Source organism: uncultured Roseibium sp., assembly GCF_947499295.1.
In the GTDB taxonomy this organism is placed as follows: domain Bacteria; phylum Pseudomonadota; class Alphaproteobacteria; order Rhizobiales; family Stappiaceae; genus Roseibium.
The window spans coordinates 19,459-43,162 of the sequence record NZ_CANMNP010000017.1; the positions used below are offsets into that span (position 1 = coordinate 19,459).

Below are 23,704 nucleotides of genomic sequence, written 5' to 3' on the forward strand. Positions count from 1 at the left end.
TCAGCGCGGGATGACATCCACCTTGTGATCGGTCGTTTGCGACCCGGCTGTACGCAGCACACCCTTGACCGGCGCGGCATCACCGTAGTCGCGTCCTCTGGCGACAACGATATGATCCTGACCCACACGTGTTGCATTGGTGGGATCGTACTCGATCCAGCCGACCTCAATTCCGCACCATGCCCGCACCCATGCATGCATCGCATCAGCGCCTTCAAGGCGGGGCTGGCCTTCCGGCGGGATCGTTCTCAAAAACCCGCTGACATATCCTGCCGGAATGCCGATGCTCCTGAGGCAGGCGATCATGATATGTGAATAGTCCTGGCAAACACCGTGCCGACGCTCGAAGGCTTCAAGAGCCGGAGTGTCCACGGTGGTCGCGTCCGCATCGAAGCGCATTTCCCTGTGCAATGCTTTGCCAATGGCTTCAACCGCAGCAATTGCGCTCATGTTCGGGTTCGCATGCGCTTCAGCATAAGCCGCAAAGACCGGATCCAGCGGCAATCGCGGAGAGGTTGACGTGAAATGTACAGGGGCCTCTGGTTGGAGAGACTGAATCGCCACCAGTTCTCTGTCGAGATTGTATAGTGGTGGAGAGATATCAAATTGCTCGGCAAAGGCGGTGCGGTCGATCCGCGCCCTGAGCTTGAAGGTCAGTTCGCTATGGGTCTTGCGGTAAGCCACGTCGGTGACCGCATTGCCGTAGAAGTCGGTGCGATCGTGACGCTCCGTGGGACCTGGGGCCAATTGAATCTGGCCGGAGATCAGTCTTTGTTCGCCGGGGATCGTCGCGGGCATCAAGCGCAGCGCATGACGACCCGAATTTGCCGGACTGGCGTAGTCATAAGTGATTTCCAGGGCGACATCGTAGAGCACGCTTGACCTCACTTGGAAGGAGTTTTGTGCAATGCCCCGATGCTAACGGATATAGGCATCAGTCAGTTCCACGGAGAGGTAAGAAATCTGGTCACGCAGCTCGCTAAGCACTGCCGGATTTAGCGTTTCGGGCGTCGCAATGGCAAGACTGGTGTGAATCTGCAGTACCGAGCGGGCAAGATCGGACAGGTGCCCGTGCTCCGTCTCGCCAGGCAGGTCGTCTATGTGGTCTTTTATGTCCGTAAGTTGATAAAGCACCGCTCTCGGGTTCTTCCCGTCCATCGCCAAAAGATCCAGCACCGTCGCCTTGCTGAGCGACACCGCGTAGCGGCGGCTCATCGACATTGCGCTGTCGCCGACCTCCAACAGCAGTTCCAATGAGCCTTCCGGAGCATCCGGTTCGGTGAAAACGGACAGGAGGTCCGTCATCCGATGAGCGCGTTCAAGTGCCCTGCCTATGCTCAGGAACCTCCAACCCGTGAAGCGGTACATATTTTCATGGACGAGGCCGGAAAATCCGGTGATCTTTCGCAGAAGCAGACCCATAGCGCGTGGGATATCGCTATTGTGGCGCATCGCGCGCTTGGCACCGTTTGCGGTTTGGGACAGATCGTTCAAGGCGAGCCATCCATCGACCGAGAAACGGTCGCGGACCTTGCCGGCACTTGAGACGGCCGATTGCAGCATTGCGATCAGCGCGTCTGGTACCGGATCTTCAGATGCAACGCCTATTTTTTTCAGATAGTCCGCTGTCTGGGAGACCAGTGGGGCATCGGGATCGGCCGTTTCCATCAATCGCGCATGATAGGCACGCAGAAGGCGGACCGCACCTTCAGCCCGTTCCACATAACGGCCCAACCAGAACAGATTGTCGGCCGCCCGCGATGGCAACGCCCCTGGTTGAGATTTGAAATAGGGTGATTCAGTCTGGTGCAGCAAAGTGTCTTTCGCAGGCTTTTTGCCGCCAACGATCCAGACATCCGCCGTTGAGCCGCCGGCTTGCATGGCAATCGCGCTGGCATCTTCCGTCCGGCCTATGCGGGCAAAGCCTCCGCTCATGACCTCCCAGCCCTTCGCGGTTCTTGCCAGAAAAACGCGCAGGCTCATCGGCCTGGGTACAAGTTGCTCTTCGAAGTAGGCAGGGGTCGTGGAAAGCGTGACGGCTTCCTGGGCAATCAGCGTGTCGCTCTTATTGTCGATCCAGGTCTCGAGCATTCCCTGGTGGAACTTGTGGAAGTCTTTGCCGATAAAATCGGTCTGCGCAGACGCAAAGGGCAGAGCCGTTGAAAGTGCTGGGCTGAACATCATACTGTCAGCATGCTCTTTCACATAAGAGCGTGTCGCCGCTTCGCCGCACCACCAGGTCGCGACATTCGGCAGTTTCAGGGTCTCGCCCAGTAGGTGCTTGCTGACACGCGGCAAAAAAGCGAGCAGAGCCCTGGTTTCCAAAATGCCTGTGCCGAGTGCATTGACCATTGTGACGGAGCCGCGACGGACGGCTTCGACCAGACCTGGTGTTCCGATATGGGAGTTTTCGTTCAGCTCCATCGGATCGGACCAGGCCGCGTCCAATCTGCGCCAAAGAACACTAACCGGTCTGAGACCCGCGACGGTTCTTACCATCAGGCGTTCGTTTTCAACCGTGAGATCTTCGCCTTCCAACAGCATGAAACCGAGGTATCTGGCAATATAGGCATGTTCGAAATACGTATCGTTCAATGGGCCCGGCGTAAGGATCGAAACCCGACTGTCGCTTTCATCGCGCAAGTCCACCAAATGGTCTCTGAACCGCCTGAAAAAGCCTGCCAGTCGATGGACGTTGGCCTTGGCAAAGAATTCGTTGAATACCCTGCCGGTCGCGACACGATTTTCCAGCGCGAATCCGGCTCCTGAGGGGGCCTGCGCACGATCGGATAGTACCCACCAGGTGCCGTCCGGACCGCGCCCGATTTCAAAGGATAGAAAATGCAGGAAGTGTCCCGAGCTGGGCTTGATCCCGACAAGAGGGCGCTGCCATTCCGGGCTTTTGGCAATAAGATTGGCGGGCAGGAAGCCTTCGCTGACAAGTCGGTTATCGCCATAGAGATCTGCGACCACCTGCTCCAGGAGTTCCGCCCGCTGCACGAGGCCTTCGGCAATCACTTGCCAATCGTCTTCGCTTATGACGACAGGAATATGGCTGAGCGGCCATTCCCGCTCATTGGCGCCTTCCTGGCCGTATTGACGGAAATAGACCCCGGCATCATTCAGATACTGGTTACCCCTGGCAAAGCGGTCGCTGATCTCTTCCGATGTGAGCGAAGACAGATGGTTTAAGAAGGGCCGCCAGACGGGACGGACGTTTCCTTGAGGGTTCAAAAGCTCATCCGAAACGCCCGGAAAGGGCCGGTATGCCTTCAACAAGGCATATCCAGGCGCTCCAATCTCTGCGTTTTCGTCAAGACTCATCTACGTGTTCCTGAGCCGAAGCCGACATTCGGCCCGCTGACATAACCCTATCCGTATTCAAGCACTTTTCGATGAACGCGGATCGCCCTTATACATTTTGAGGCCTGCGCAGGTCTAGGGTCAACGGAAACTCCGGATGTGGATGCTCGACTGTTGGCACATACAGACCTGGTGTGTGGCCATGAGCTTCGAAGCGGGACAGCCGTCTCGCCTCGGCCTCGTTGCCGTTGACCGGGAACGTATCGTAGTTGCGCCCGCCTGGATGTGCGACGTGATAAACGCAGCCGCCCAGAGCGCGTCCGCTCCAGGTATCGAAGATGTCGAATGTCAGGGGCGCATCAACGGGATGCACCGGATGCAGGGCCATGGAAGGCTGCCAGGCCTTGTAGCGTACACCTGCGACGGAAACGCCATTCGTTTCCGTTTTTTGCAGCGGCATCATCCGGCGATTGCATGTCACGGTGTAACGGTCCGGGTCACTGGTCGTCAACTTGACCTGCAGACGCTCGGTCGAACTGTCAGTGTATCTGACTGTCCCGCCAATCGCGCCTGTCTCGCCGAGCACGTGCCAGGGTTCCAGGGCCTGTCTTAACTCAAGATGCACGCCTTCCACCTCGATTTCACCACAGAATGGAAAGCGGAATTCAGCCTGTGCCTCGAACCATTCGGGCCGCATCGGAAATCCGTGATGTTCCAGGTCCTTCAGGACTTCAAGGAAATCAGTCCAGACATAGTGCGGCAGCATGAACCGATCGTGCAGAGCTGTTCCCCAACGGGTCAGATTGCCTGACAAGGGATGCTGCCAGAGGCGGGCTATCAGGGCGCGCAGAAGCAACTGCTGCGCAAGGCTCATTCGCGGGTCGGGCGGCATTTCGAACCCGCGAAACTCCACCAGTCCAAGACGTCCGGTCGGACCATCCGGCGAATAGAGTTTGTCGATGCATATCTCGGCTCTGTGCGTGTTGCCGGTGACGTCGACAAGAAGGTTTCGCAACAACCTGTCAACCAGCCATGGGAAAGGTGCGGCACCCTCGTCCGGGCTGTGGATCTGTGACAGGGCCACTTCCAGTTCATACAAGCCGTCGTGACGAGCTTCGTCGACCCGGGGTGCCTGCGAAGTCGGGCCGATGAACAGGCCGGAAAACAAATAAGACAGGCTCGGCCGTCTTTGCCAGTGCAAGATCAGGCTGCGCAGCAGATCCGGGCGCCTCAGGAAAGGGCTGTCCAGCGGCGTTGCGCCGCCGACAACAACGTGATTGCCTCCACCGGTGCCGGTGTGTTTGCCGTCGATCATGAATTTTTCAGCGCCAAGGCGAGACTGGCGGGCGTCATCATAAACGCCTTCGGTTATGGCGACGCAGTCCTTCCAGCTCGTGGCCGGATGAATATTCACTTCCACGACGCCCGGGTCTGGGGCAACGCGGATGACATTCATGCGGGGGTCGGTTGGAGGGGGGTAGCCCTCGATGTGAACTGGCAAATTCATGTCGCTAGCCGCAGTTTCCGCCGCCGAGACAAGTTCCAGGTAGTCCTCAAGACGTTCGACCGGTGGCATGAAGACGCAGAGCCTGCCGTCGCGCGGCTCTACCGACAGTGCCGTCCGCACGGCGGCCTCGCCCAACTCGTCATTTGTCAGTTGCTGCTCGCGACGGTCCTGCTGTGCACCACCTGCCGTGAAATGCGCAACCCCCTGAGGTCTGTCACCCCGCTTTCCGACAGGAAAGTCGGGCAAGGGCTCCCGTGGCAACGTCGGGTCCATGATGTTTGTGTACGGATATTGGGCCGGGGGAACATGAGGCAGGGATTCAAGTGGAATTCGATACCCGACCGGACTGTCACCCGGAACGAGGAACAGGGCGTCACGCCTGAGGTTCCAGCGTTCTGAGCGCCACCCGTTCCCTGCCGCTTTCGATTGCCAGCGCTGTACGGGAAGAACGTAACCGGACGGCGTTGCCAGGCCTCGGTCAAACACGCGCGCGATGCGATGGCGCGCCTCTGCGTCTTCCAGTTCCGAGTTGTCCGTGGTGACATTTACGGGAAGGCCAGCTTCCTTGACCAGCCAGACAGCCGGGTCTTCAAATGCGGGAACAACATAGCTGGGTTCGATTTCCAGACTTTCCGCAATCCGCTGCATCAATGCTTCAGCTTTTCCCGCATCTGCGCCGGTCTCCTGACCTTCGTCGGCGATCAGCTCAGGGTTATGCCAGATCGGCTTCTCGTCTCGCCGCCAGTAGAGGGAAAACGTCCAGCGGGGGAGCGTTTCACCCGGGTACCATTTGCCCTGTCCGTAGTGAAGAAATCCGCCCGGGGCAAACCGTTCGCGCAGGCGGCGGATCAGAACATCAGCCCGGTCGCGTTTGGCCGGACCGACCGCGTCCGTGTTCCATTCGTCGGATTCAAAATCGTCGATTGAGACAAATGTGGGTTCGCCGCCCATTGTCAGGCGAACGTCCTCCTGTTTGAGGATACGATCGACATCTTCTCCCAGAGTGTTGAGGGCGTTCCAGGCTTCGTCTGAAAAGGGTTTTGTAATGCGCGGATGTTCGGCAACCCGCGCGATCTTCATGTCGAAGGCAAAGTCGACATTCGCATCGCTGGCCATGCCGACGATCGGCGCTGCATTCGTATAGTGTGGCGTTGCAGCAAGCGGGATGTGGCTTTCGCCTGTCAAAAGCCCGGATGTCGGGTCCAGTCCGATCCAGCCGGCACCGGGCAGGTAGACTTCAGTCCAGGCGTGAAGGTCGGTGAAATCATGATCCGTTCCCGATGGCCCGTCGAGGGCCTCCAGATCCGGCTTCAACTGAATGAGATATCCTGAAACAAAGCGGGCGGCAAAGCCAAGGTGGCGCAAGGTCTGAACCAGAAGCCAACTTGAATCCCGGCATGAGCCCGTACCTTTGTTGAATGTCTCTTCAGGTGTTTGAACGCCCGGTTCCATTCGGATGACATATCCGACCTCTTCTGAAACCCGCGCGTTCAGCCCGACGACAAAATCGACCGTGCGTTCTTTTTCTCTCGGTATGGACGCCAAGAATTCCGCCAAACGCGGACCTGCCGGATCGGGGCGCGTGTAGATCAGGAGATCTTCGCGAAGCTCTTCGGGATAGTCGAACGGCCATTCCTCCGCACGTTCTTCAACGAAGAAATCAAAAGGATTGTAGACGGTCATGTCCGCGACAAGGTCCACCTCAATCTTGAATTCACGAACGGGCTCGGGAAACACAAATCGGGCTAGCCAGTTGCCGTAGGGATCTTGCTGATGATTGACGAAATGATCGGCTGGGGAAACTTTCAGCGAATGAGAAAGCACCCTGGTACGGCTGTGAGGAGCAGGTCTTAGGCGAATGATCTGAGGGCTCAACGTGACCGGACGGTCATATCGGTAATGGGTAAGATGATAAATGCTTGCTTTGATTGACATGAACGGACCCTGGTCAGGACGAGCTTGTAGGTCGCGCTAGCGTTTCACAGTTCTGCGCCCCGTACCACGTCAAACTGTAGGCAGATAAAAGTGTTGCCACCTGACCATGGGTGTCCGGCCGATTACGATCAGCTGTCTGAATCAGATCCTTTGCCACTCAGATTGCGCGGGTCGAGCCATAGCGATTTGTCATCGAGCGGGGTCAATGGGCTGAGGTTCGGATTGGCGATTGAAAAAATCTTCCTGCTTTCCAGTTTTGCCAGCGCAATATCGTTTCCGTGAAAATCCAGAAAGTGCTTGTCGAAACTACCGTCCGAGATCATCTGTCTCAGTCCCGCTTCGATCTGTTGAGCGAGCTCGGGATGTTTGGGGCTGACAAAAAAGTAGGTTGGCAAGGGAATGAACAGACAGAGCGTTTCTTCAATGACCAGGTTGGGGTTGGTCTTGCTGAAGACCTGTTGTTCCTGAAAAATTTCATTGAGTCCGCGGCCGAATGTCGTGAAGCGCTGGAGTTTCAGCATATCGAAGAGTGTCTTGTATTCGGGTGCCGTGACAACCTGAAAACCTGCGTCTTCCATGACCCGGCGTGTTGACCACTGCGTGCCCGAACCTGTCGGAAAAGCGCGAAGGTCTTCAAGTGTTTCAACCTGCGAGATCGCGGGTTGATCCTGTTTGTTGATGAGGAACAGCCGATGGCCTTGTATTCCCTTTCTTATGGGAATTCTGATTGTCAGAAGGTTTTCTTCCCAGCCCGGCTTCGGGGCCTCTGCAACAACGTGAATAATTTCGCCGTCGATCAGCTCTGGCAGTAACCTGTCCCGGGAGAGCTCCGTGTCCATTTGTCGAACGCGAGCGGTTTGTCCGGCTTTCTCAAGGGACATTTCCAGGAGAATTTGAGCGTAGCGATATCGCTGATCGTCCTGACCGTAAGGCTTGATTGTAATAACTTCTGAAGTTCCTGCGTGAGCAAGGCCGAGCACACCGGAAACAAGTACCGCGATATTTGCGAGTGCAATTCTCAAATACGCAGTTCGCATGATCAAAATCCTGCACTTCCAGACGAAAAAGGTCACTGTATCTTACACCATCGTTCGTGATTGACCGAGAGACAGTTCCAGTGTTTCCACGCCTTGGAGGCCTCTGAAGCAACAAAGAGTTTTGCACTGAGCGCAACAGTTTTCCCTTCATTTCTCGATCTTGATGAAACCCTGCAAACGCAACGCTTGTTCAGGATGACAGATGCGCGGTCTGAAAAAGGGAACGTGGCGGCTGATTTGAGCCGGATCGTCGGCCTGTTCGCAAACAGAGCTCAACTTCGAGGGACAATCTTCTTTAAGGTTTAATATTTCATACTTGAAATTTATTTTCTGTCTGACTAGGCTTCAATTGCGTGTCAGGCAAGGTTTGCGATCAGATGAACCCGGACATGTGGGCTCAAATGCTTCGCGAAAACAGAAAATCGCGTGCAATATGTGGAACATACGGTCCGAAAGGTGCTTTATTACGACGCTATCGGCCTTGCGAAAAAACACCAGTCTGTTTGAGTAAAGGGCGACAACAACAATAGCCCATCCAGAAATCGGGAACACTGGAACCAACAGGAGAGACAGATGAAATTCTTTAGCCTTGCAGCGAGTGCCGCGCTGGCACTCGGTGTGGTGTCTGCGAATGCCGAACCTTTAAAAGTCGGCATGATCACCACGCTTTCAGGAGGAGGCGCAGGTCTTGGCATTGATGTGCGCGATGGTTTCATGCTGGCGGTCAAACAGGCCGGCAACGAGAATATCGAAGTCATCATTGAAGACGACCAGCGCAAACCGGATATCGCCGTACAGCTTGCTGACAAGCTTGTTCAGTCGGAAAAGGTCGACGTGTTGACCGGGATTATCTGGTCGAACCTTGCGATGGCGGTGGTGCCTGCGGTCACCGCACAAGGAAAATTCTACTTGTCGCCCAATGCGGGTCCATCCGCGCTTGCCGGCAAGGGCTGCCATCCGAACTATTTCAATGTGGCCTGGCAGAACGACAACCTGCACGAAGCTGCCGGCGCGTATGCCAAGGAAACCGGCTACAAGAAGAGCTTCATTCTTGCGCCGAACTATCCGGCGGGCAAGGACGCCTTGACCGGTTACAAGCGTTTTTACGATGGTGAGCTTGCCGGCGAGATCTACACCAAGCTTGGCCAGACCGACTATGCAGCAGAACTTGCGCAGATCCGCGCTTCTGATGCGGACAGTGTCTTTTTCTTCCTGCCTGGTGGAATGGGCATTTCCTTCCTCAAACAATATGCCGACAGCGGCGTCGACCTGCCGGTCGTCGGGCCGGCCTTCTCGTTTGATCAGGGTATTCTTCAAGCCGTTGGCGATGCTGCACTGGGTGTGAAGAACACCAGCCAATGGAACAAGGACATCGACAACGAAACCAACAAGGCTTTTGTTGAGAGCTTCCAGGCCGAATATGGCAGGTTGCCGTCGCTCTACGCTTCCCAGGGTTTCGATACGGCAAATCTGCTTTTGTCCGCAATGGGTTCAGCAGACGTAAACGATGCGGATGCCTTCCGTGCTGCGCTTTTAGCAGCCGACTTCAGCTCGACCCGGGGCGACTTCGAGTTCGGACCGAACCATCATCCCGTGCAGGATATTTTTGTCCGCGAAGTGATCAAGGAAGGTGATGTCTACACCAACAAGATCATTGCCACTGCCATGACTGACCGTGCCGATGCTTATGCGGCCGAGTGTAAGATGTAACCGAATTCAACTCTGGCCGGCGCGCGGATTGCGCCGGCCGTTCTATCGGGATTTTCATGTCACTGTTATTGCTCATAGAGCAGGTTCTGAACGGCCTGCAGTTCGGTGTCATGCTGTTTTTAATGGCTGCCGGTCTGACACTGATTTTCGGTGTGATGGGGCTTATCAACCTTGCGCATGGTTCGCTTTACATGATCGGCGCTTTTTGCGCGGCAGCTGTTGCGGGAGCCACCGGTTCCTTCGTGCTGGCGCTGGTGGCGGCACTCGCCGGAGCGGCCATCGCGGGAGCACTGGTCGAGATTCTGGTCATTCGGCGGCTTTACGGAAAAGACCATCTGGACCAGGTGCTGGCCACTTTTGCCTTGATCCTGATTTTTTCAGAAGGGACGCGGTGGCTGTTCGGTTCCTTTCCGCTGTTTCTTGATGTTCCAGATGCCTTGTCCGGCCCGGTCACACTGCCGGGGGGTATCGAATACCCTTTTTATCGACTGACGCTGATTGCTGTCGGGTTGATGGTTGCGCTTGGGCTGTTTTTGCTGATTTCGCGAACGCGCATCGGCATTCAGATCCGTGCGGGCGAAAATGACCGCGAAATGATTGCTGCGCTCGGCGTCGATATTGGCCGCCTCTACACAATCGTTTTTGCCCTTGGTGCGGCGCTGGCCGGACTGGCGGGTGCGCTTGTGGGAGCCATTCAGTCCGTCCAGGTGGGCATGGGCGAACCGGTGCTGATCCTGGCATTCGTCGTTATCGTGATCGGCGGGATCGGGTCCATCAAAGGTGCTCTCGTTGGGGCGCTTCTTGTTGGGCTCACCAATACGCTCGGCGGAATTTTTCTGCCCGAAGTGATGAAACTGTTCATGGAACCGGCGGTCGCCACATCCGTCGGTGCCTCGCTGGCTTCCATGGCGATCTACATCCTGATGGCTGCCGTCCTGATCCTGAAACCGACGGGTCTTTTCGGAGCGCGCGTATGACCCGGGAAAACGGTTTAAATATGCTGATCGTCGCCGGCCTTGTGCTGGTGCCGCTTTGGGCTTTTTTCGCGGACGAGCCCTTTACCATCACGCTGGCGACGCGCGCGGTTATTCTGGCTATGGCAGCAGTCGGACTTAATATTGCACTTGGTCTCGGCGGGTTGATCAGTCTCGGGCATGCAGTGTTCTTCGGCCTTGGCGGCTATGCCATGGGAATCTTGGCGTATCACGCCCAGACCTACACACCATTTGTCGAATGGCCATTCGTGATCGAGGGCACCAAGTCCATGCCGATCATCTGGCTTGTGGCTGTGGTGATGTCATCTCTTGCGGCCTTTGTGATCGGCCTGCTGTCACTCAGGACATCCGGGGCCTATTTCATCATGATCACCCTGGCTTTCGGGCAGATGTTCTTTTTCTTCTCGATCAGCTGGAGCGCTTATGGCGGGGAAGATGGCGTCTCGATCTATCTTCGAAACGGTTTCCCCGGCCTCAACACGTTGGCACCTATTCAGTTCTACGGACTTTGTTTCGGTCTTTTGATGCTGGTGCTTTTGTTCGCGTCGCTCCTCGCACGCTCACCTTTCGGCCTTGCCTTGAACGCTGCGCGTCAGTCCGAACAGCGCGTTCAGGCTGTCGGGATGATGCCGTTTCGACTGCGCCTTGCAGCTTTCGTTATCTCAGGTGCCATTACCGGGCTTGCGGGCGCGCTTTTTGCAGATCTGAACCGGTTCGTCAGCCCGGCCATGTTCTCCTGGCAGATGTCCGGCGAGATCATGATCCTGGTAATCCTTGGCGGCGTCGGCAGGCTATATGGTCCGGTCGTCGGCGCTATCGTCTATGTGATGCTTGAGCATGTACTGGGGGACCTGTCGGATTATTGGCATATCTACCTGGGTGTCCTGCTTCTGCTTGTGGTGCTTTTCGTCAAGGGCGGGATCATCGGGGCCGTCAGTGGCCGGAGGACTGCTCATGGATGATGTGGTTCTGGAAACCAGGGGGCTATGCAAAAACTACGGGGCTCTGGAGGTCAGCAAGAACATCTCTCTGACGCTGCGAAAAGGTGAAGTTCACGCCGTGATCGGGCCGAACGGTGCCGGCAAATCCACGCTCATTCATCAGATCTGCGGAACGGTGCGACCGGACTTCGGCAGCATTTATCTTCTGGACGAGGACGTTACCCAAAAGCCTGTCGACGCACGGTCAAAGGCGGGCCTTGCACGTACCTTTCAGGTTTCGGCATTGGCGATGGAAGACACGGTTCTGGAAAATGTCGTTCTTGGATGTGTCGGTGCGAGCGGCAAGGCCTTCCGGCTGTTCCAGCCGGTGCTGACGGACAGGGACCTGCTGGAAACGGCTCATATAGCACTGGAGCGGGTCGGTCTTGAGGATGTGGCTGAAAAGCGTACGGCTGATCTCAGTCATGGTCAGCGCAGGCAACTTGAGGTCGCCATCGCGCTGACACTTGCGCCCAAGGCCTTTGTGATGGACGAGCCCATGGCAGGTCTGGGTGCGGAAGGGTCGAAACGCATGACCGGTTTTCTCGACACCCTGCGCGCTGAAGCTCCTATCCTGCTCGTTGAGCATGACATGGACGCTGTCTTTGCGCTGGCCGATCGCATCAGTGTTCTGGTCTATGGCAGCATCATTGCCAGCGGTACGGTTGAAGAAATTCGGTCCGATCCTGGTGTCCGTGAAGCCTATTTGGGGGACGAGGCATGACATCGGTCCTTTCCCTTGAACAGATAGAAGCCTCCTATGGCCCTATCCAGGCCCTGTTTGGTGTCTCGCTTGATGTGAGCGAAGGTGAAGCTGTGGCGCTCATGGGGCGAAACGGCATGGGCAAGTCCACTACGGTGAAGACAATCTGTGGCATGTTGCCGGCGCAGGGTGATATCCGGTTTGCCGGAAACCGCATCAACGGGCTGCCCAGTCACAAGATTGCGCGGCTGGGTGTCGGGCTTGTTCCAGAAGGTCGGAGATGTTTTTCCGGACTGAGCGTTGAGGAAAACCTTGTTGCAGCCAGCCGCAAAGGCGAATGGGACTTTGCCAAGGTGACCGATCTGTTTCCGAGGTTGGCTGAACGTCGCCGGCAACAGGCAGCGTCTCTTTCGGGAGGTGAGCAACAGATGCTTGCCATCGGCCGGGCACTGATGACCAACCCGAGACTGCTTGTGCTTGACGAGGCAACGGAAGGCCTTGCCCCGGTCGTCCGTCAGGAAATCTGGACGGCGATCGAAGCCCTCAAGAATCGAACGGGTGTCTCGATCCTGATCATCGACAAGTCGCTCAAGGAGCTGGCAAGGATTGCGGACCGGGCGGTGATAGTGGAGCGTGGCAAAGATGTCTGGTCAGGTGCTTTTGACGCACTTGATCGGGAAGTTGCAGACAGGCACCTGGGCGTTTGACCACGGCCCGTGGAACTGCAATTTGCCATTGGATGCACTATTTCTTGAACGCACCTGCGTCGATCATCTGCTGGAACATGTCTTCCATGGACGCGCGCATGGGGCGATAGGTAACACCAAGTGCCGATTTGCTCTTCGAGTTGTCCGCCCGCCATTTGACGTTGACATTGTTGGCGATGAACTTCCTCGAGATGTCATTGATAACCGGACCAATCAGCCAGACCATCCATTTCGGCAATGAGTTGCGCGGGACAGGGTAGCTGTTGCCAAATTTCGGGATCAGCGCCTTACCGAGTTCAAGAATGTTGGTGTTGTGACCCGAGATGATATGACGGCCCTCTGCGTCTGATCGAAACCCGGCTGCGACATGTGCTTTGGCGAGGTCGCGGACGTCAACGACGCCGATCCCGAGTTTTGGTGCACCCGGTTTCATCGTCCCATCGCCCATTTGACGGACGATGTTGAAACTTTCAGACGTCGGCTTCTTGGCAAGGGACGGGCCGATGACGAGTGACGGATTGACGGCAACCAGTTTGTACCGGTCTTGCGCTTGCGCGAGCTTCCAGGCTTCCCTTTCAGCAAGTGTCTTGGAATAGCTGTAAGGCTGATGAGACAACGAAGCTGTGGTGTTCCATATCGCTTCGGTCAAAACACCGCCCGGGGCTTTTTCGCAGTCGATGGCGTCCGTGTAGATGGCCGCGCAGGAACTGGTAACCACGACACGGCTCACGCTTGGTGTTTCGTGCGCGGTCCTAAGGACATTTTGCGTTCCTTTGACTGCCGGGTCGATGAGCTCTTTTTGTGGGTTCCTGACAGACACCGTGAAAGGCGATGCGGTGTGAAACACCACTGAGCATCCTTCCATGGCCCGCTGATAGGACCCTTGGCTCAGCAAGTCTGTCCCGAAGAACCTGATCCGTCCGGGAGAATTCGCTGCGAGTGCCGTCAGGTGTGCAAGCTTTTCGGCATCATCTGGATCCCGGACGGCGGCATGCACCGTTACGCCGGCTTCAAGCAGCTCCTTCACGAGCCAGCCGGCGACATAGCCGGACGCGCCGGTCACCAGGACGGGGGTGTCGGTTGGTATGTGTGTCAAGATATCGCCTCGGGTCCTGTCGCGGCTGGGTTTGGAAGGTCTTTTTTTGCGCAACTCCTAAAACAGAAGATAGGTGGTGCGGTATCGGGAGCAAACCATGCGATGCAAATCGGTGGCTGATTGTTCCGATACTATCGACCGTGCATCCATAAAGCAGCACAAGAGTTTTCAAATTTTTTCGTTTGCACTGCAAAATGAGCGTAATTTGAAGGTGCTTGTGTATTCAAATGAAAGAACCGAAACCTTGTTTTTGACTCCATTTACCGACAAATTTGTGCCACACTGCATGTCGCTCTCGCGGTAAAATGAGATGGATCCGGGCATGCTCTTGTTCGGAATGAGCTTAAAAAAGATATATATTTCAGTATCTTGTATCGATCTCTAGATCCCATGAAAATCTACTAAAAAATTAGTTTGACAACGTGGCGACGGTGTGTCCAAGTATGTCCAGCCGGATAAACACGGCGAAAATTTTCTCATGGGAGGAGATCAAGATGCGTAAGTATCTACTCTCCGCAGTCGCAGCAGGTGCTGTGCTTGCGGGAGCAGGGTCCGCTTTTGCCGATGAAGCAGCGGCCAAAAAGTGGATCGACCAGGAATTCCAGCCTTCAGTTCTGTCGAAAGACGAGCAACTTGCAGAGATGCAGTGGTTCATCAAAGCGGCCGAGCCTTTCAACGGCATGGAAATCAATGTTCTGTCTGAAGGTATTCCGACACACTCTTACGAGTCGGAAGTTCTGACAAAGGCCTTTGAAGAAATCACCGGCATCAAGGTGAACCATCAGATCCTCGGCGAGGGTGAAGTGGTCCAGGCTGTTCAGACCCAAATGCAGACGGGCCGGAACCTCTATGACGCTTATGTCAACGATTCCGATCTGATCGGCACTCATTCACGCCTTCAGTTGGCGTACAACCTGACGGATTGGATGAACGGCTCAGCCAAGGATGTCACCAACCCGGGGCTTGACCTGGATGACTTCATGGGCACCCAGTTCACCACGGGCCCGGATGGCGACCTCTACCAGCTGCCCGACCAGCAGTTCGCGAACCTTTACTGGTTCCGCAAGGACTGGTTTGACCGTGAAGACCTGCAGAAGGCCTTCAAGGAAAAGTACGGCTATGATCTCGGCGTACCAGTCAACTGGTCTGCCTATGAGGACATTGCGGAGTTCTTCTCCAAAGACGTCAAGGAAGTCGACGGCGTTCAGATCTATGGTCACATGGACTACGGCAAGCGCGCACCCGATCTCGGTTGGCGTATGACCGATGCCTGGCTTTCCATGGCTGGTGCAGGCGACAAGGGTGAGCCGAACGGTATCCCGGTCGACGAATGGGGCATCCGCATGGAAGAAGGCACATGTAACCCGGTGGGTGCATCCGTGTCTCGCGGTGGTGCTGCCAACGGTCCGGCTGCTGTCTATGCGATCCGCAAGTGGGACGAATGGCTGCGCAACTATGCGCCTCCTGGCGCTGCCAGCTTCGACTTCTACCAGTCACTGCCGGCCTTGAGCCAGGGCAACGTTGCCCAGCAGATCTTCTGGTACACGGCGTTCACCGCCGACATGGTGAAGCCGAAGTCCGAAGGCAACAACACCGTTGATGACGAAGGCACGCCGCTGTGGCGCATGGCTCCAAGCCCGCACGGTCCTTATTGGGAAGAAGGCCAGAAGGTCGGCTACCAGGATGTGGGGTCTTGGACAATCCTGAACTCCACACCGGAAGATCGTGCAAAGGCCGCCTGGCTTTACGCTCAGTTCGTGGTTTCCAAAACGGTTGACACCAAGAAGAGCCACGTTGGTCTGACGTTCATCCGCGACAGTACCGTCAACCATGAGTCCTTCACCGAGCGGGCTCCGAAGCTCGGCGGTCTGGTCGAGTTCTACCGGTCTCCGGATCGCGTGGCCTGGTCTCCGACCGGCGTCAACGTTCCGGACTATCCGAAGCTGGCCCAGATCTGGTGGCAGCAGATCGGTGACGTGAACTCCGGTGCCTTTACACCGCAGGAAGCGATGGACCGACTGGCAGAAGAAATGGACATCGTCATGGCCCGCATGCAGCAGGCTGACGAACGCGCCAACGTCTACGGTGGTTGCGGTCCGCGTCTCAACGAAGAGTCTGATCCGAACGAGTGGCTGTCCAAGCCGGGTGCTCCGAAGGCCAAGCTCGACAACGAGAAGCCGCAGGGCGAAACCGTCAACTATGACGAGCTGGTTGCCCGCTGGTCGCAGAACTAAGCCGAGAGCTTAGTCTCTCACCAAGCTGGACCGGGGCGCGGCCCCGGTCCTTCACCGATCCGATAGCGATGGCAGCGGCAACTGATTGCCGCAGGTAAGTCCAGTCCGGACGCAGGTGCAATTATTCATGTCACTAGAACTCAAAAACGTCAGCAAGCGCGTTGCCAGCATCACGCATGTCAAGGAAACGAGCCTGACCTTGCTCCCAGGCCACTTCAACGTTCTCCTCGGAGAAACAGGTTCCGGGAAAACCTCGCTGATCAAGCTGATGGCCGGGCTCGACAGCCTGGCCTCCGGGCAGATCATCCTGAATGGCAAGGACGTATCCCGCCTGTCTGCGCAAAAGCGCAACATCAGCCTGGTTCATCAGTTTTTCGTCAACTATCCGCATATGTCGGTCTTCGACAACATTGCTTCCCCGTTGAAAGTATCGGGTGTTGCAAAGTCGGAAATCGAAGGGCGGGTGGAAGAAGCAGCGGCGCTGCTGAAACTGAATCCTTACCTCAAACGCAAACCTCATGAGCTTTCTGGCGGTCAGCAACAGCGCACCGCGCTGGCGCGGGCGATCGTGAAGGAAAGCGATGCTGTTTTCCTGGACGAACCTCTTGCGAACCTTGACTACAAGCTTCGTGAAGAACTGCGCGATCAGCTGCCTGAGCTTTTTGCCGGGCGTGGTGCCGTCGTGGTCTATGCCACGTCGGAACCCGAAGAAGCACTTCTTCTTGGCGGCAACACGGCTCTGATGAGCGATGGCAATGTGGTTCAATTCGGTTCGACCGCGGAAATATACCGCAAGCCCAAGGATCTTGAGTCCGCCAAGGTGTTCTCCAACCCGCCGATCAACACAGCGCCGGTCACAAAACAGGACGGCACGATCATTTTGAACGATGATATTCGTTGGACCGCGTCCGGAGGGGCAGCCGGTCTTCCGGATGGGCCATATACGCTCGCCATTCGCCCGAACCATGTGTTGCCGGTGGAGAGCGACAGGCACAGCGTCCGTCTCGATGGGCATGTTCAGGTCACTGAACTCAGCGGATCGGAAAGCAGCGCCCACTTCGACATGCACGGACAATCCTGGGTGTCGTTGTCGCACGGCGTACATCCCTATTTCGTCGGCGAGGTCCATACGTTTTATCTGGACCCGAGCCATTGCTTCTTCTTTTCGCCTGACGGCGATCTGGCGGCTTGAGGAGAGGAATTCATGGCACAGATCAAACTCTCCAATTTGCGGCACAGCTACAATCCCAACCCGACTGGCGATGAGGATTACGCTCTGAAGAAAATCGACCTGACGTGGGAAGATGGTGGTGCCTATGCACTTCTTGGCCCGTCCGGTTGTGGCAAGTCCACGTTGCTCAACATCATTTCAGGCCTGCTCATCCCTTCTGACGGGCAAGTGCTTTTCGATGATCAGGACGTGACGGCGTTGCCGCCCGCAAAACGCAACATTGCGCAGGTGTTTCAGTTTCCGGTCATCTACGACACGATGACAGTCTACGACAATCTGGCATTTCCATTGCGCAACCGGGGGCGTGACGAAGATATCGTCAAACGCCGCGTGACCGGGATCGCGGAAATGCTGGAAGTCACGGAGATGCTTGGAACACGGGCGTCAAACCTTTCGCCCGACAACAAGCAAAAGATCTCCATGGGCCGTGGTCTGGTGCGGGAGGACGTCAATGTCGTCATGTTCGATGAACCGCTGACCGTGATCGACCCGCATCTGAAATGGAAGTTGCGCTCCAAACTGAAGGAGCTGCATCAGCGGGTCAAGGCGACGATGATCTATGTGACGCACGATCAGACAGAGGCTCTGACCTTTGCCGATCAGGTCGTGGTCATGCAGGATGGTGAAGTCGTGCAGATCGGAACCCCGGTGGAACTCTTTGAGCGTCCGGCACACACCTTTGTCGGCCACTTTATCGGTTCACCCGGCATGAATGTGTTGCCATGCGACGTCAAGGACGGCGGAGCATTCTTCGGTGGTGAGCAGATCAATCTTGAGGGCCCGGTCACGGGCACCGGCGACGGCAGGGCAGAGGTCGGTATTCGTCCGGAATTCGTGTCTGTTTCCAAGGACGGGCCGGGTCTTGCCGCCCAGGTCCGCAAGGTCGCGGATATCGGTCGCCACAAGGTGGTGGAAGCCGTTGCCCATGACAGCCGGGTCCACGCAATCCTGGAAGGCGAAGCTCCGAGCACAGGTGATGCGGTGATGCTTGACTTCAAACAATCTCAGACCCGCCTCTACAAGGATGGCTGGCTGGCGAGCAGCCCGGGGGAGGGTGCCTGATGAAAACTCAAAACCAACGTGCCTGGCTGTTTGTCACGCCCGTTCTTTTCCTGGTCGCGTTCAACGCGCTCATTCCCATGATGACCGTGGTGAATTACTCGGTCCAGGAAACCTTCGGCGACAACCTGTTCTTCTGGCAGGGGCTCGACTGGTTCGAACAGGTTCTGAAGTCCGAACGCTTTCACAATGCACTCGGCCGGCAGTTCTTCTTCACCTTCATGATCCTCATCATCGAGGTTCCGCTTGGCATCGCAATTGCGCTCGCCATGCCGAAGAAAGGGCCATGGGTTCCGTTCTGTCTGGTCACGATGGCTTTGCCAATGCTGATCCCTTGGAACGTTGTCGGCGCCATGTGGAACATTTTCACGCTGCCCGATATCGGTCTGCTCGGATATACGATGAACCACGTCCTTGGCATCTCCTACGACATGACCCAGGACCCGGTGGCCGCCTGGGTAACGATCATTGTCATGGATGTCTGGCACTGGACGTCGCTGGTGGTGCTTCTGGCCTATGCCGGTCTGGTCTCCATTCCGAACGCCTACTATCAGGCCGCCGAAATCGACGGCGCGTCCAACTGGGCGGTCTTCCGGTTCATTCAGCTGCCGAAGATGAAAACGGTGCTGACCATCGCGGTGCTGCTGCGTTTCATGGACAGTTTCAACATCTACACAGAACCGTTCGTTCTCACAGGTGGTGGGCCGGGCAACTCAACGACATTGCTGTCGATCGATCTTGTGAAAATCGCTCTCGGTCAGTTCGACCTCGGTCCCGCAGCTGCCATGTCGCTCATCTACTTCGCCATCACGTTGTTCGCCTCCTGGCTGTTCTACACGTTGATGACGCTGAACGATAACAAGTCCTGAGGAGAACCAACATGCGCATGAAAAGCCTGGTTCCCGCGCTTTACATCCTCTTCCTGATGCTGCCGATCTACTGGCTCGTCGCGATGAGTTTCAAAACGACCAATGAAATCCTGGCCGGGTTCACCCTGTTCCCGCAGACCTGGACGCTCGCCAACTACATCGAGATCTTCACGGATCCGACCTGGTATTGGGGCTACATCAACTCGATCATTTACGTCACGTTGAACACGGTGATCTCCGTTCTGGTGGCCTTGCCTGCGGCCTATGCGTTCTCGCGCTATTCCTTCGTTGGCGACAAGCAGCTCTTCTTCTGGCTGTTGACCAACCGGATGGCGCCTGCCGCGGTTTTCGCATTGCCGTTTTTTCAGCTTTATTCCGCTGTCGGTCTGTTCGATACCCACATCGCTGTTGCCCTGGCGCATTGCCTGTTCAACATCCCGCTGGCTGTCTGGATCCTGGAAGGTTTCATGAGCGGTGTCCCGAAAGAACTCGACGAGACCGCTTATGTCGACGGCTATTCGTTCCCGCGGTTCTTCGCGACGATATTCCTGCCGGCGATCAAGTCCGGCGTCGGGGTGGCCGCATTCTTCTGCTTCATGTTCTCCTGGGTGGAAATGCTGCTTTCCAAGACCCTGACAGCCGTTGAAGCCAAGCCGATTGCCGCTGTGATGACCCGAACCGCTTCCTCCGCCGGTTATGAACTCGGGCTTCTTGCGGCCGCCGGGACCCTGACTATCATTCCCGGCGCCATCGTCATCTACTTTGTCCGCAACTACATTGCCAAGGGCTTTGCCCTGGGGAGGGTGTAATGCTTGGTTGGATGGCCTGGACCTGGCCGACTGCCCTGTTGTTTGTCGGTATCTTTTCAGCAGTCGGTTTTCTGACGTTCCTGGAGATCCGGTACCCGGGTGGTGACGCGCGCCAGGGGGTGCTGGGGCTCACCACGACACGCGGTGATCGCCTTTTCATCACGCTGCTTGGAGCTGCCTACATATTCCTGGCATGGCTCGGCCTCATCGGATACCCGCTCTGGGGGGCGTTGGGACTTAGTCTTGCCTGGTGTGTGTTCTGCTTCTGGAAGGTCTAAACAATCGCCATGCCCGGTAAAGTATCGGGCATGGCGAAGATCTTTGATCGACTAAAAGTATAGTAATTTGCGAAAGATTGATGCAAGAATAGGCACTGTGAGTCACATCCATTCCGCGATAGGCGCAGGACCATAATGAGAAAGCGTAAAAGCAACGAGTTTTTGACCGAAGTCGAACTGGAGTTCATGACCGAACTCTGGAAGATCGGCGAAGGCTCCGTGCGCGACATTCTGGATTGTCTGCCGTCGGAGAGAAAGCTCGCCTATACGTCCTGTGCCACCATCATGCGGATCCTGGATGAGAAAGGGTTCGTGGACAGCCGAAAAGAAGGCAAGACATTTATCTATTCCCCCGTGCTGACCAAGGACGCCTACCAGTCTCGTTCCATCCGAAATCTGTCAGAAAAACTGTTTGACGGCACGCCGGCCTCGCTTGTAGCCCGGCTTGTCGATGAATACGAGTTTTCGGAGGACGACCTGGAAGAAATTAGAGCGTTACTGGACAGGAGGAGGACAGATGACGCTACTTAACATGATGCTCGATGTTTACATCGACTTGAATGTCACGCTGGCTGTGACCGCACTGATCTGGATGGTCGTAAAACTGGTGATGGCACGCACAGGCATCAAGCTTGCCTACAATCTTCAACTCGCACTTCTGAACGGCTTGTTCGCCGTTCTCATTCTGTCTCCGGCAGCGGCGGCGCTTTATCACTACCTGGGAACGCTTCAGATGGTCCCGGCTGCGGCGAGCGTCAATCTGTCGGACATGGTGGTTGCCCAGTACATTCGTGGCGGCATTGACATGCCTGCTCAGGATTTTCAGGCCATTCTAGGCATGCGTGGACAGATCAGCGAAGGCATACTGAGCTTCTCGCCTGGCATTGGCGGCACGATCGCTGTCCTGTTGCTTGCCGGTTTCACCTATTTCGGACTGCGGTTGATTTCGAGCTTTGTCCGATTGTCAGAGTTTCTGTCCAACTGCCACGAGTGGCGTCGTTCGGGTCGTGTTCAGCTGCTGTTGTCCGACTGGGCGCTGGTGCCATTTTCCGCAAGAGGGCTGAGGCGCCACTACATTGTCATACCGTCTGAACTTCTGACCCAGCCAGAGGATCTGAAACTGGTGATGCGGCACGAGCTTCAGCACGTGAGGCAAGGCGACGTCACCTGGGAAATTGCCCTTGAAACGCTTCGACCGTTCTTCTTCTGGAATCCGTTCTTCTATGTCTGGAAATCTGAAGTTGAGCGTCTGCGCGAACTGGCTTGCGATCAGAAGGTCACCGAGGACAAGCGTATCGACGTGATGGCCTACTGCATGTGCCTTCTGCGCGCCGCACAGGCGGGCCTCAAAAAGCGCCAGGAGCAAGCTGCAAAGCGTGTGACTGGCGACATCGCAGCGGTTGCATTGATCGAAGTTCAGGACAAGGTTCTGAGGCGTTCCCCGTCGCAGAAACTGCGCCGGCGCGTGGAGGCTTTGCTTGACACGAAACAGGTGCGGCCGCACTGGGGTGTGCTGGGGCTCGCCGTTTTGCCGGTGGTCGCTGTCGTATTCCTGACGGCGCTGTCCATTCAGAAACCGCCTGATTGGACCCATGACCGCCTCATGTTGTCGACGATCGTCAATCTTGAGCGTCTGGAAGCGATCAACACATTCGGTCAAAGACCCTTAAGGTAATTCGCAGGACCTTTTGCCACGCTAAATCCAAAGAGCCCGGATCATTTGATGGTCCGGGCTCTTTGGGTTGTCGTCCTGAATGTCTCGGCCGGCACTTTTAAGAATGCGCGTCCAGTTGACGATAGAAGTTTTCAGTTCTCATTGAGGTAAGGTTGCACGCAGAAAATTGATTGTATAACGTAAGGTCATGCTAGAATAAGTAGAATAATTTCTTTTGGTTTTTTGATTTCAATTAGGGAGGCTTTGAGCATGACTGCGGCGAAAATTTCCTATCAGGAGTATTTGGGACTTTTGTTGAAAGAACCGGCTTTGGATCCGGATGCGTTTGCAGAACAGTCAGAGGAGATACTCAAGTATTCGGTCGTTGTGAAAAACCAGGGCGGCTTCGATCTTGTGCTGGCTCCGGATCCTGAAAAAGTTGAGCTGGATCCGGACCTTCAGGAACTTGAAAACGCGATGGGCACAGCCAATCGCCTGGCCAGATGGCGTCGGCAGAGCCAGTTTAGAAGACGGTTGAACGCGGGTGAAAACCGTCCGGTTCTGGTTTCTGAAGGTGACAGCTGGTTCCAGTTCCCTGTCTTGATCAAAGACGTGATTGATCAGCTCAACAGGCACTTTCTGATTTATTCGGTCGGAGCTGCCGGTGATACGGCTGAGAACATGGTCTATGGACCGGAGAAAAAAGCACACCGTGAATATATGAGCTCGCTTGGGAAGATGCGCGATCATGTTGACGCTTTCCTGTTTTCGGCTGCGGGCAACGACATTATCGGAGCCGATCCGGATACCGGTGAACCCGTGCTCTACGATCTGATCCGGCCGTTCAATGGCAATCCCGGAGACATTGCCGGGCACATTGACCACGCGGTTCTGAAAGACAAGCTGACCTTTCTGAAAACGGCCTACCGAAAGGTTATTTCCGACATCAGAGCGGATCCCGGATTTCGAAATCTGCCGATCGTTATTCACGGTTATGATTATGCATTTCCCTATCCGCACCATCCGACGGGGGGCAAGGACCGGCGTAATCCCAAATATGCGGACAAGAACCAGTGGTTGGGAGACCCGCTCGACAGGCGCGGTATTGCCAGTCAGTCCTTGCGGCGGAATCTGATCAAATACCTGGTGGATGAGCTTTACGGCATGTTGGCCGGACTTTCGGCAAACCCGTTGAACACAGGCGTCTGGCTGGTCGATTGCCGTGGTGCCATGCCCGAAGTTTCGGACTGGAACGACGAGATACACGGTACGGACGAAGGATATACGGCGGTTGCTGCACGCTTCCGTCACACAATCGAGCAAGCACTGGCTCATCGCGCGACGTTGATATCGTAGCTGAGGTTAAGATGTCCGCAGACCGTGCGACCGCGAAGGTTCCGTGCCGGTTGGCTCGGAGGCTTCTCCGACGTTGCGCGTCTGGGTCTGCGGATCAAATTGCTGCCGTCCATTTTCCATATTGACGGAACCTGCCGGGACGCTCGCACTACGAGGCTTTGCTGTTGTGATTGTGCTTGTGCCACGATTGCAGGGCATTTCCTGCACCTATTCCGTGCATCTTGATCTGGCTCAAAGACGT

Annotated in this window: 19 protein-coding genes; 14 read left to right on the plus strand and 5 right to left on the minus strand. The window is 56.0% G+C overall.

Annotated elements, in window-relative coordinates; all coding sequences use genetic code 11:
* The 4 genes from Q0835_RS22660 to Q0835_RS22675 form a co-directional block, all read right to left on the minus strand.
* On the minus strand, nucleotides 1-876 hold the full coding sequence (locus tag Q0835_RS22660) for a transglutaminase family protein (protein ID WP_298964530.1): 876 nt from the start codon (nucleotides 874-876) through the stop codon (nucleotides 1-3).
* Between the two features lie 42 nt (nucleotides 877-918).
* Nucleotides 919-3,324 carry a circularly permuted type 2 ATP-grasp protein gene (locus tag Q0835_RS22665; protein ID WP_298964533.1) on the minus strand — a complete coding sequence of 802 codons (2,406 nt, stop codon included), beginning with the start codon at nucleotides 3,322-3,324 and terminating at the stop codon, nucleotides 919-921.
* A gap of 88 nt (nucleotides 3,325-3,412) precedes the next feature.
* Nucleotides 3,413-6,745: a transglutaminase family protein gene (locus tag Q0835_RS22670; RefSeq protein ID WP_298964536.1), complete on the minus strand. Its 3,333-nt coding sequence runs from the start codon at nucleotides 6,743-6,745 to the stop codon at nucleotides 3,413-3,415.
* Nucleotides 6,746-6,873: 128 nt separating this feature from the next.
* The gene (locus tag Q0835_RS22675; protein WP_298822317.1) at nucleotides 6,874-7,782 is read right to left on the minus strand and encodes a hypothetical protein; all 909 of its coding nucleotides are present in this window, start codon (nucleotides 7,780-7,782) and stop codon (nucleotides 6,874-6,876) included.
* A gap of 573 nt (nucleotides 7,783-8,355) precedes the next feature.
* Between Q0835_RS22675 and Q0835_RS22680 the strand changes: the two genes are divergently transcribed.
* Genes Q0835_RS22680 through Q0835_RS22700 form a run of 5 tightly spaced genes read left to right on the plus strand, consistent with a single transcriptional unit; the run spans nucleotide 8,356 to nucleotide 12,877 of the window.
* Nucleotides 8,356-9,492, plus strand: coding sequence for an ABC transporter substrate-binding protein (locus Q0835_RS22680; RefSeq protein ID WP_298964539.1), 1,137 nt, complete (start codon nucleotides 8,356-8,358; stop codon nucleotides 9,490-9,492).
* 56 nt (nucleotides 9,493-9,548) lie between these two features.
* On the plus strand, nucleotides 9,549-10,469 hold the full coding sequence (locus Q0835_RS22685; protein WP_298964542.1) for a branched-chain amino acid ABC transporter permease: 921 nt from the start codon (nucleotides 9,549-9,551) through the stop codon (nucleotides 10,467-10,469).
* On the plus strand, nucleotides 10,466-11,449 hold the full coding sequence (locus tag Q0835_RS22690) for a branched-chain amino acid ABC transporter permease (RefSeq protein WP_298964545.1): 984 nt from the start codon (nucleotides 10,466-10,468) through the stop codon (nucleotides 11,447-11,449). Before Q0835_RS22685 ends, Q0835_RS22690 begins: the two co-directional genes overlap by 4 nt.
* Nucleotides 11,442-12,191: an ABC transporter ATP-binding protein gene (locus Q0835_RS22695; protein WP_298822312.1), complete on the plus strand. Its 750-nt coding sequence runs from the start codon at nucleotides 11,442-11,444 to the stop codon at nucleotides 12,189-12,191. The genes Q0835_RS22690 and Q0835_RS22695 overlap by 8 nt, the downstream gene beginning before the upstream one ends.
* Nucleotides 12,188-12,877 (plus strand): ABC transporter ATP-binding protein, encoded by a 690-nt coding sequence (locus tag Q0835_RS22700; protein WP_298822311.1) that lies wholly within the window; start codon nucleotides 12,188-12,190, stop codon nucleotides 12,875-12,877. Before Q0835_RS22695 ends, Q0835_RS22700 begins: the two co-directional genes overlap by 4 nt.
* 37 nt (nucleotides 12,878-12,914) lie before the next feature.
* Here the strand turns inward: Q0835_RS22700 and Q0835_RS22705 are convergent, their stop codons facing one another.
* Nucleotides 12,915-13,973 carry an NAD-dependent epimerase/dehydratase family protein gene (locus Q0835_RS22705; RefSeq protein ID WP_298964548.1) on the minus strand — a complete coding sequence of 353 codons (1,059 nt, stop codon included), beginning with the start codon at nucleotides 13,971-13,973 and terminating at the stop codon, nucleotides 12,915-12,917.
* 494 nt (nucleotides 13,974-14,467) lie between these two features.
* Between Q0835_RS22705 and Q0835_RS22710 the strand changes: the two genes are divergently transcribed.
* The 9 genes from Q0835_RS22710 (at nucleotide 14,468) to Q0835_RS22750 (ending at nucleotide 23,463) form a co-directional block, all read left to right on the plus strand.
* Nucleotides 14,468-16,207: an ABC transporter substrate-binding protein gene (locus tag Q0835_RS22710; RefSeq protein WP_298822309.1), complete on the plus strand. Its 1,740-nt coding sequence runs from the start codon at nucleotides 14,468-14,470 to the stop codon at nucleotides 16,205-16,207.
* A gap of 127 nt (nucleotides 16,208-16,334) precedes the next feature.
* Nucleotides 16,335-17,399: an ABC transporter ATP-binding protein gene (locus tag Q0835_RS22715; RefSeq protein WP_298822308.1), complete on the plus strand. Its 1,065-nt coding sequence runs from the start codon at nucleotides 16,335-16,337 to the stop codon at nucleotides 17,397-17,399.
* A gap of 12 nt (nucleotides 17,400-17,411) precedes the next feature.
* Nucleotides 17,412-18,500 carry an ABC transporter ATP-binding protein gene (locus Q0835_RS22720; RefSeq protein WP_298964551.1) on the plus strand — a complete coding sequence of 363 codons (1,089 nt, stop codon included), beginning with the start codon at nucleotides 17,412-17,414 and terminating at the stop codon, nucleotides 18,498-18,500.
* Nucleotides 18,497-19,366, plus strand: coding sequence for a sugar ABC transporter permease (locus Q0835_RS22725; protein WP_298964759.1), 870 nt, complete (start codon nucleotides 18,497-18,499; stop codon nucleotides 19,364-19,366). Before Q0835_RS22720 ends, Q0835_RS22725 begins: the two co-directional genes overlap by 4 nt.
* 11 nt (nucleotides 19,367-19,377) lie before the next feature.
* On the plus strand, nucleotides 19,378-20,175 hold the full coding sequence (locus tag Q0835_RS22730) for a carbohydrate ABC transporter permease (protein ID WP_298822305.1): 798 nt from the start codon (nucleotides 19,378-19,380) through the stop codon (nucleotides 20,173-20,175).
* Nucleotides 20,175-20,453 (plus strand): DUF2160 domain-containing protein, encoded by a 279-nt coding sequence (locus Q0835_RS22735; RefSeq protein ID WP_298822304.1) that lies wholly within the window; start codon nucleotides 20,175-20,177, stop codon nucleotides 20,451-20,453. The genes Q0835_RS22730 and Q0835_RS22735 overlap by 1 nt, the downstream gene beginning before the upstream one ends.
* Nucleotides 20,454-20,588: 135 nt before the next feature.
* The gene (locus Q0835_RS22740; protein WP_152500094.1) at nucleotides 20,589-20,984 is read left to right on the plus strand and encodes a BlaI/MecI/CopY family transcriptional regulator; all 396 of its coding nucleotides are present in this window, start codon (nucleotides 20,589-20,591) and stop codon (nucleotides 20,982-20,984) included.
* Nucleotides 20,971-22,128, plus strand: a complete 1,158-nt coding sequence (locus Q0835_RS22745; RefSeq protein WP_298822303.1) for a M56 family metallopeptidase — start codon at nucleotides 20,971-20,973, stop codon at nucleotides 22,126-22,128. The genes Q0835_RS22740 and Q0835_RS22745 overlap by 14 nt, the downstream gene beginning before the upstream one ends.
* Before the next feature lie 249 nt (nucleotides 22,129-22,377).
* A complete protein-coding gene (locus tag Q0835_RS22750; RefSeq protein WP_298964553.1) occupies nucleotides 22,378-23,463 on the plus strand; it encodes a hypothetical protein in 1,086 nt (361 codons plus the stop codon).
* The last annotated feature ends 241 nt before the right edge of the window (nucleotides 23,464-23,704 follow it).

Excerpts from the sequence above, each read along its gene's own strand:
- Q0835_RS22710 (WP_298822309.1), top strand. The coding sequence starts at position 14,468 with ATGCGTAAGTATCTACTCTCCGCAGTCGCAGCAGGTGCTGTGCTTGCG.
- Q0835_RS22695 (WP_298822312.1), top strand. The coding sequence starts at position 11,442 with ATGGATGATGTGGTTCTGGAAACCAGGGGGCTATGCAAAAACTACGGG.
- Q0835_RS22675 (WP_298822317.1), bottom strand. The coding sequence starts at position 7,782 with ATGCGAACTGCGTATTTGAGAATTGCACTCGCAAATATCGCGGTACTT.
- Q0835_RS22720 (WP_298964551.1), top strand. The coding sequence starts at position 17,412 with ATGGCACAGATCAAACTCTCCAATTTGCGGCACAGCTACAATCCCAAC.
- Q0835_RS22745 (WP_298822303.1), top strand. The coding sequence starts at position 20,971 with ATGACGCTACTTAACATGATGCTCGATGTTTACATCGACTTGAATGTC.
- Q0835_RS22700 (WP_298822311.1), top strand. The coding sequence starts at position 12,188 with ATGACATCGGTCCTTTCCCTTGAACAGATAGAAGCCTCCTATGGCCCT.
- Q0835_RS22665 (WP_298964533.1), bottom strand. The coding sequence starts at position 3,324 with ATGAGTCTTGACGAAAACGCAGAGATTGGAGCGCCTGGATATGCCTTG.
- Q0835_RS22685 (WP_298964542.1), top strand. The coding sequence starts at position 9,549 with ATGTCACTGTTATTGCTCATAGAGCAGGTTCTGAACGGCCTGCAGTTC.
- Q0835_RS22680 (WP_298964539.1), top strand. The coding sequence starts at position 8,356 with ATGAAATTCTTTAGCCTTGCAGCGAGTGCCGCGCTGGCACTCGGTGTG.
- Q0835_RS22690 (WP_298964545.1), top strand. The coding sequence starts at position 10,466 with ATGACCCGGGAAAACGGTTTAAATATGCTGATCGTCGCCGGCCTTGTG.
- Q0835_RS22740 (WP_152500094.1), top strand. The coding sequence starts at position 20,589 with ATGAGAAAGCGTAAAAGCAACGAGTTTTTGACCGAAGTCGAACTGGAG.
- Q0835_RS22670 (WP_298964536.1), bottom strand. The coding sequence starts at position 6,745 with ATGTCAATCAAAGCAAGCATTTATCATCTTACCCATTACCGATATGAC.
- Q0835_RS22730 (WP_298822305.1), top strand. The coding sequence starts at position 19,378 with ATGCGCATGAAAAGCCTGGTTCCCGCGCTTTACATCCTCTTCCTGATG.
- Q0835_RS22715 (WP_298822308.1), top strand. The coding sequence starts at position 16,335 with ATGTCACTAGAACTCAAAAACGTCAGCAAGCGCGTTGCCAGCATCACG.
- Q0835_RS22735 (WP_298822304.1), top strand. The coding sequence starts at position 20,175 with ATGCTTGGTTGGATGGCCTGGACCTGGCCGACTGCCCTGTTGTTTGTC.
- Q0835_RS22750 (WP_298964553.1), top strand. The coding sequence starts at position 22,378 with ATGACTGCGGCGAAAATTTCCTATCAGGAGTATTTGGGACTTTTGTTG.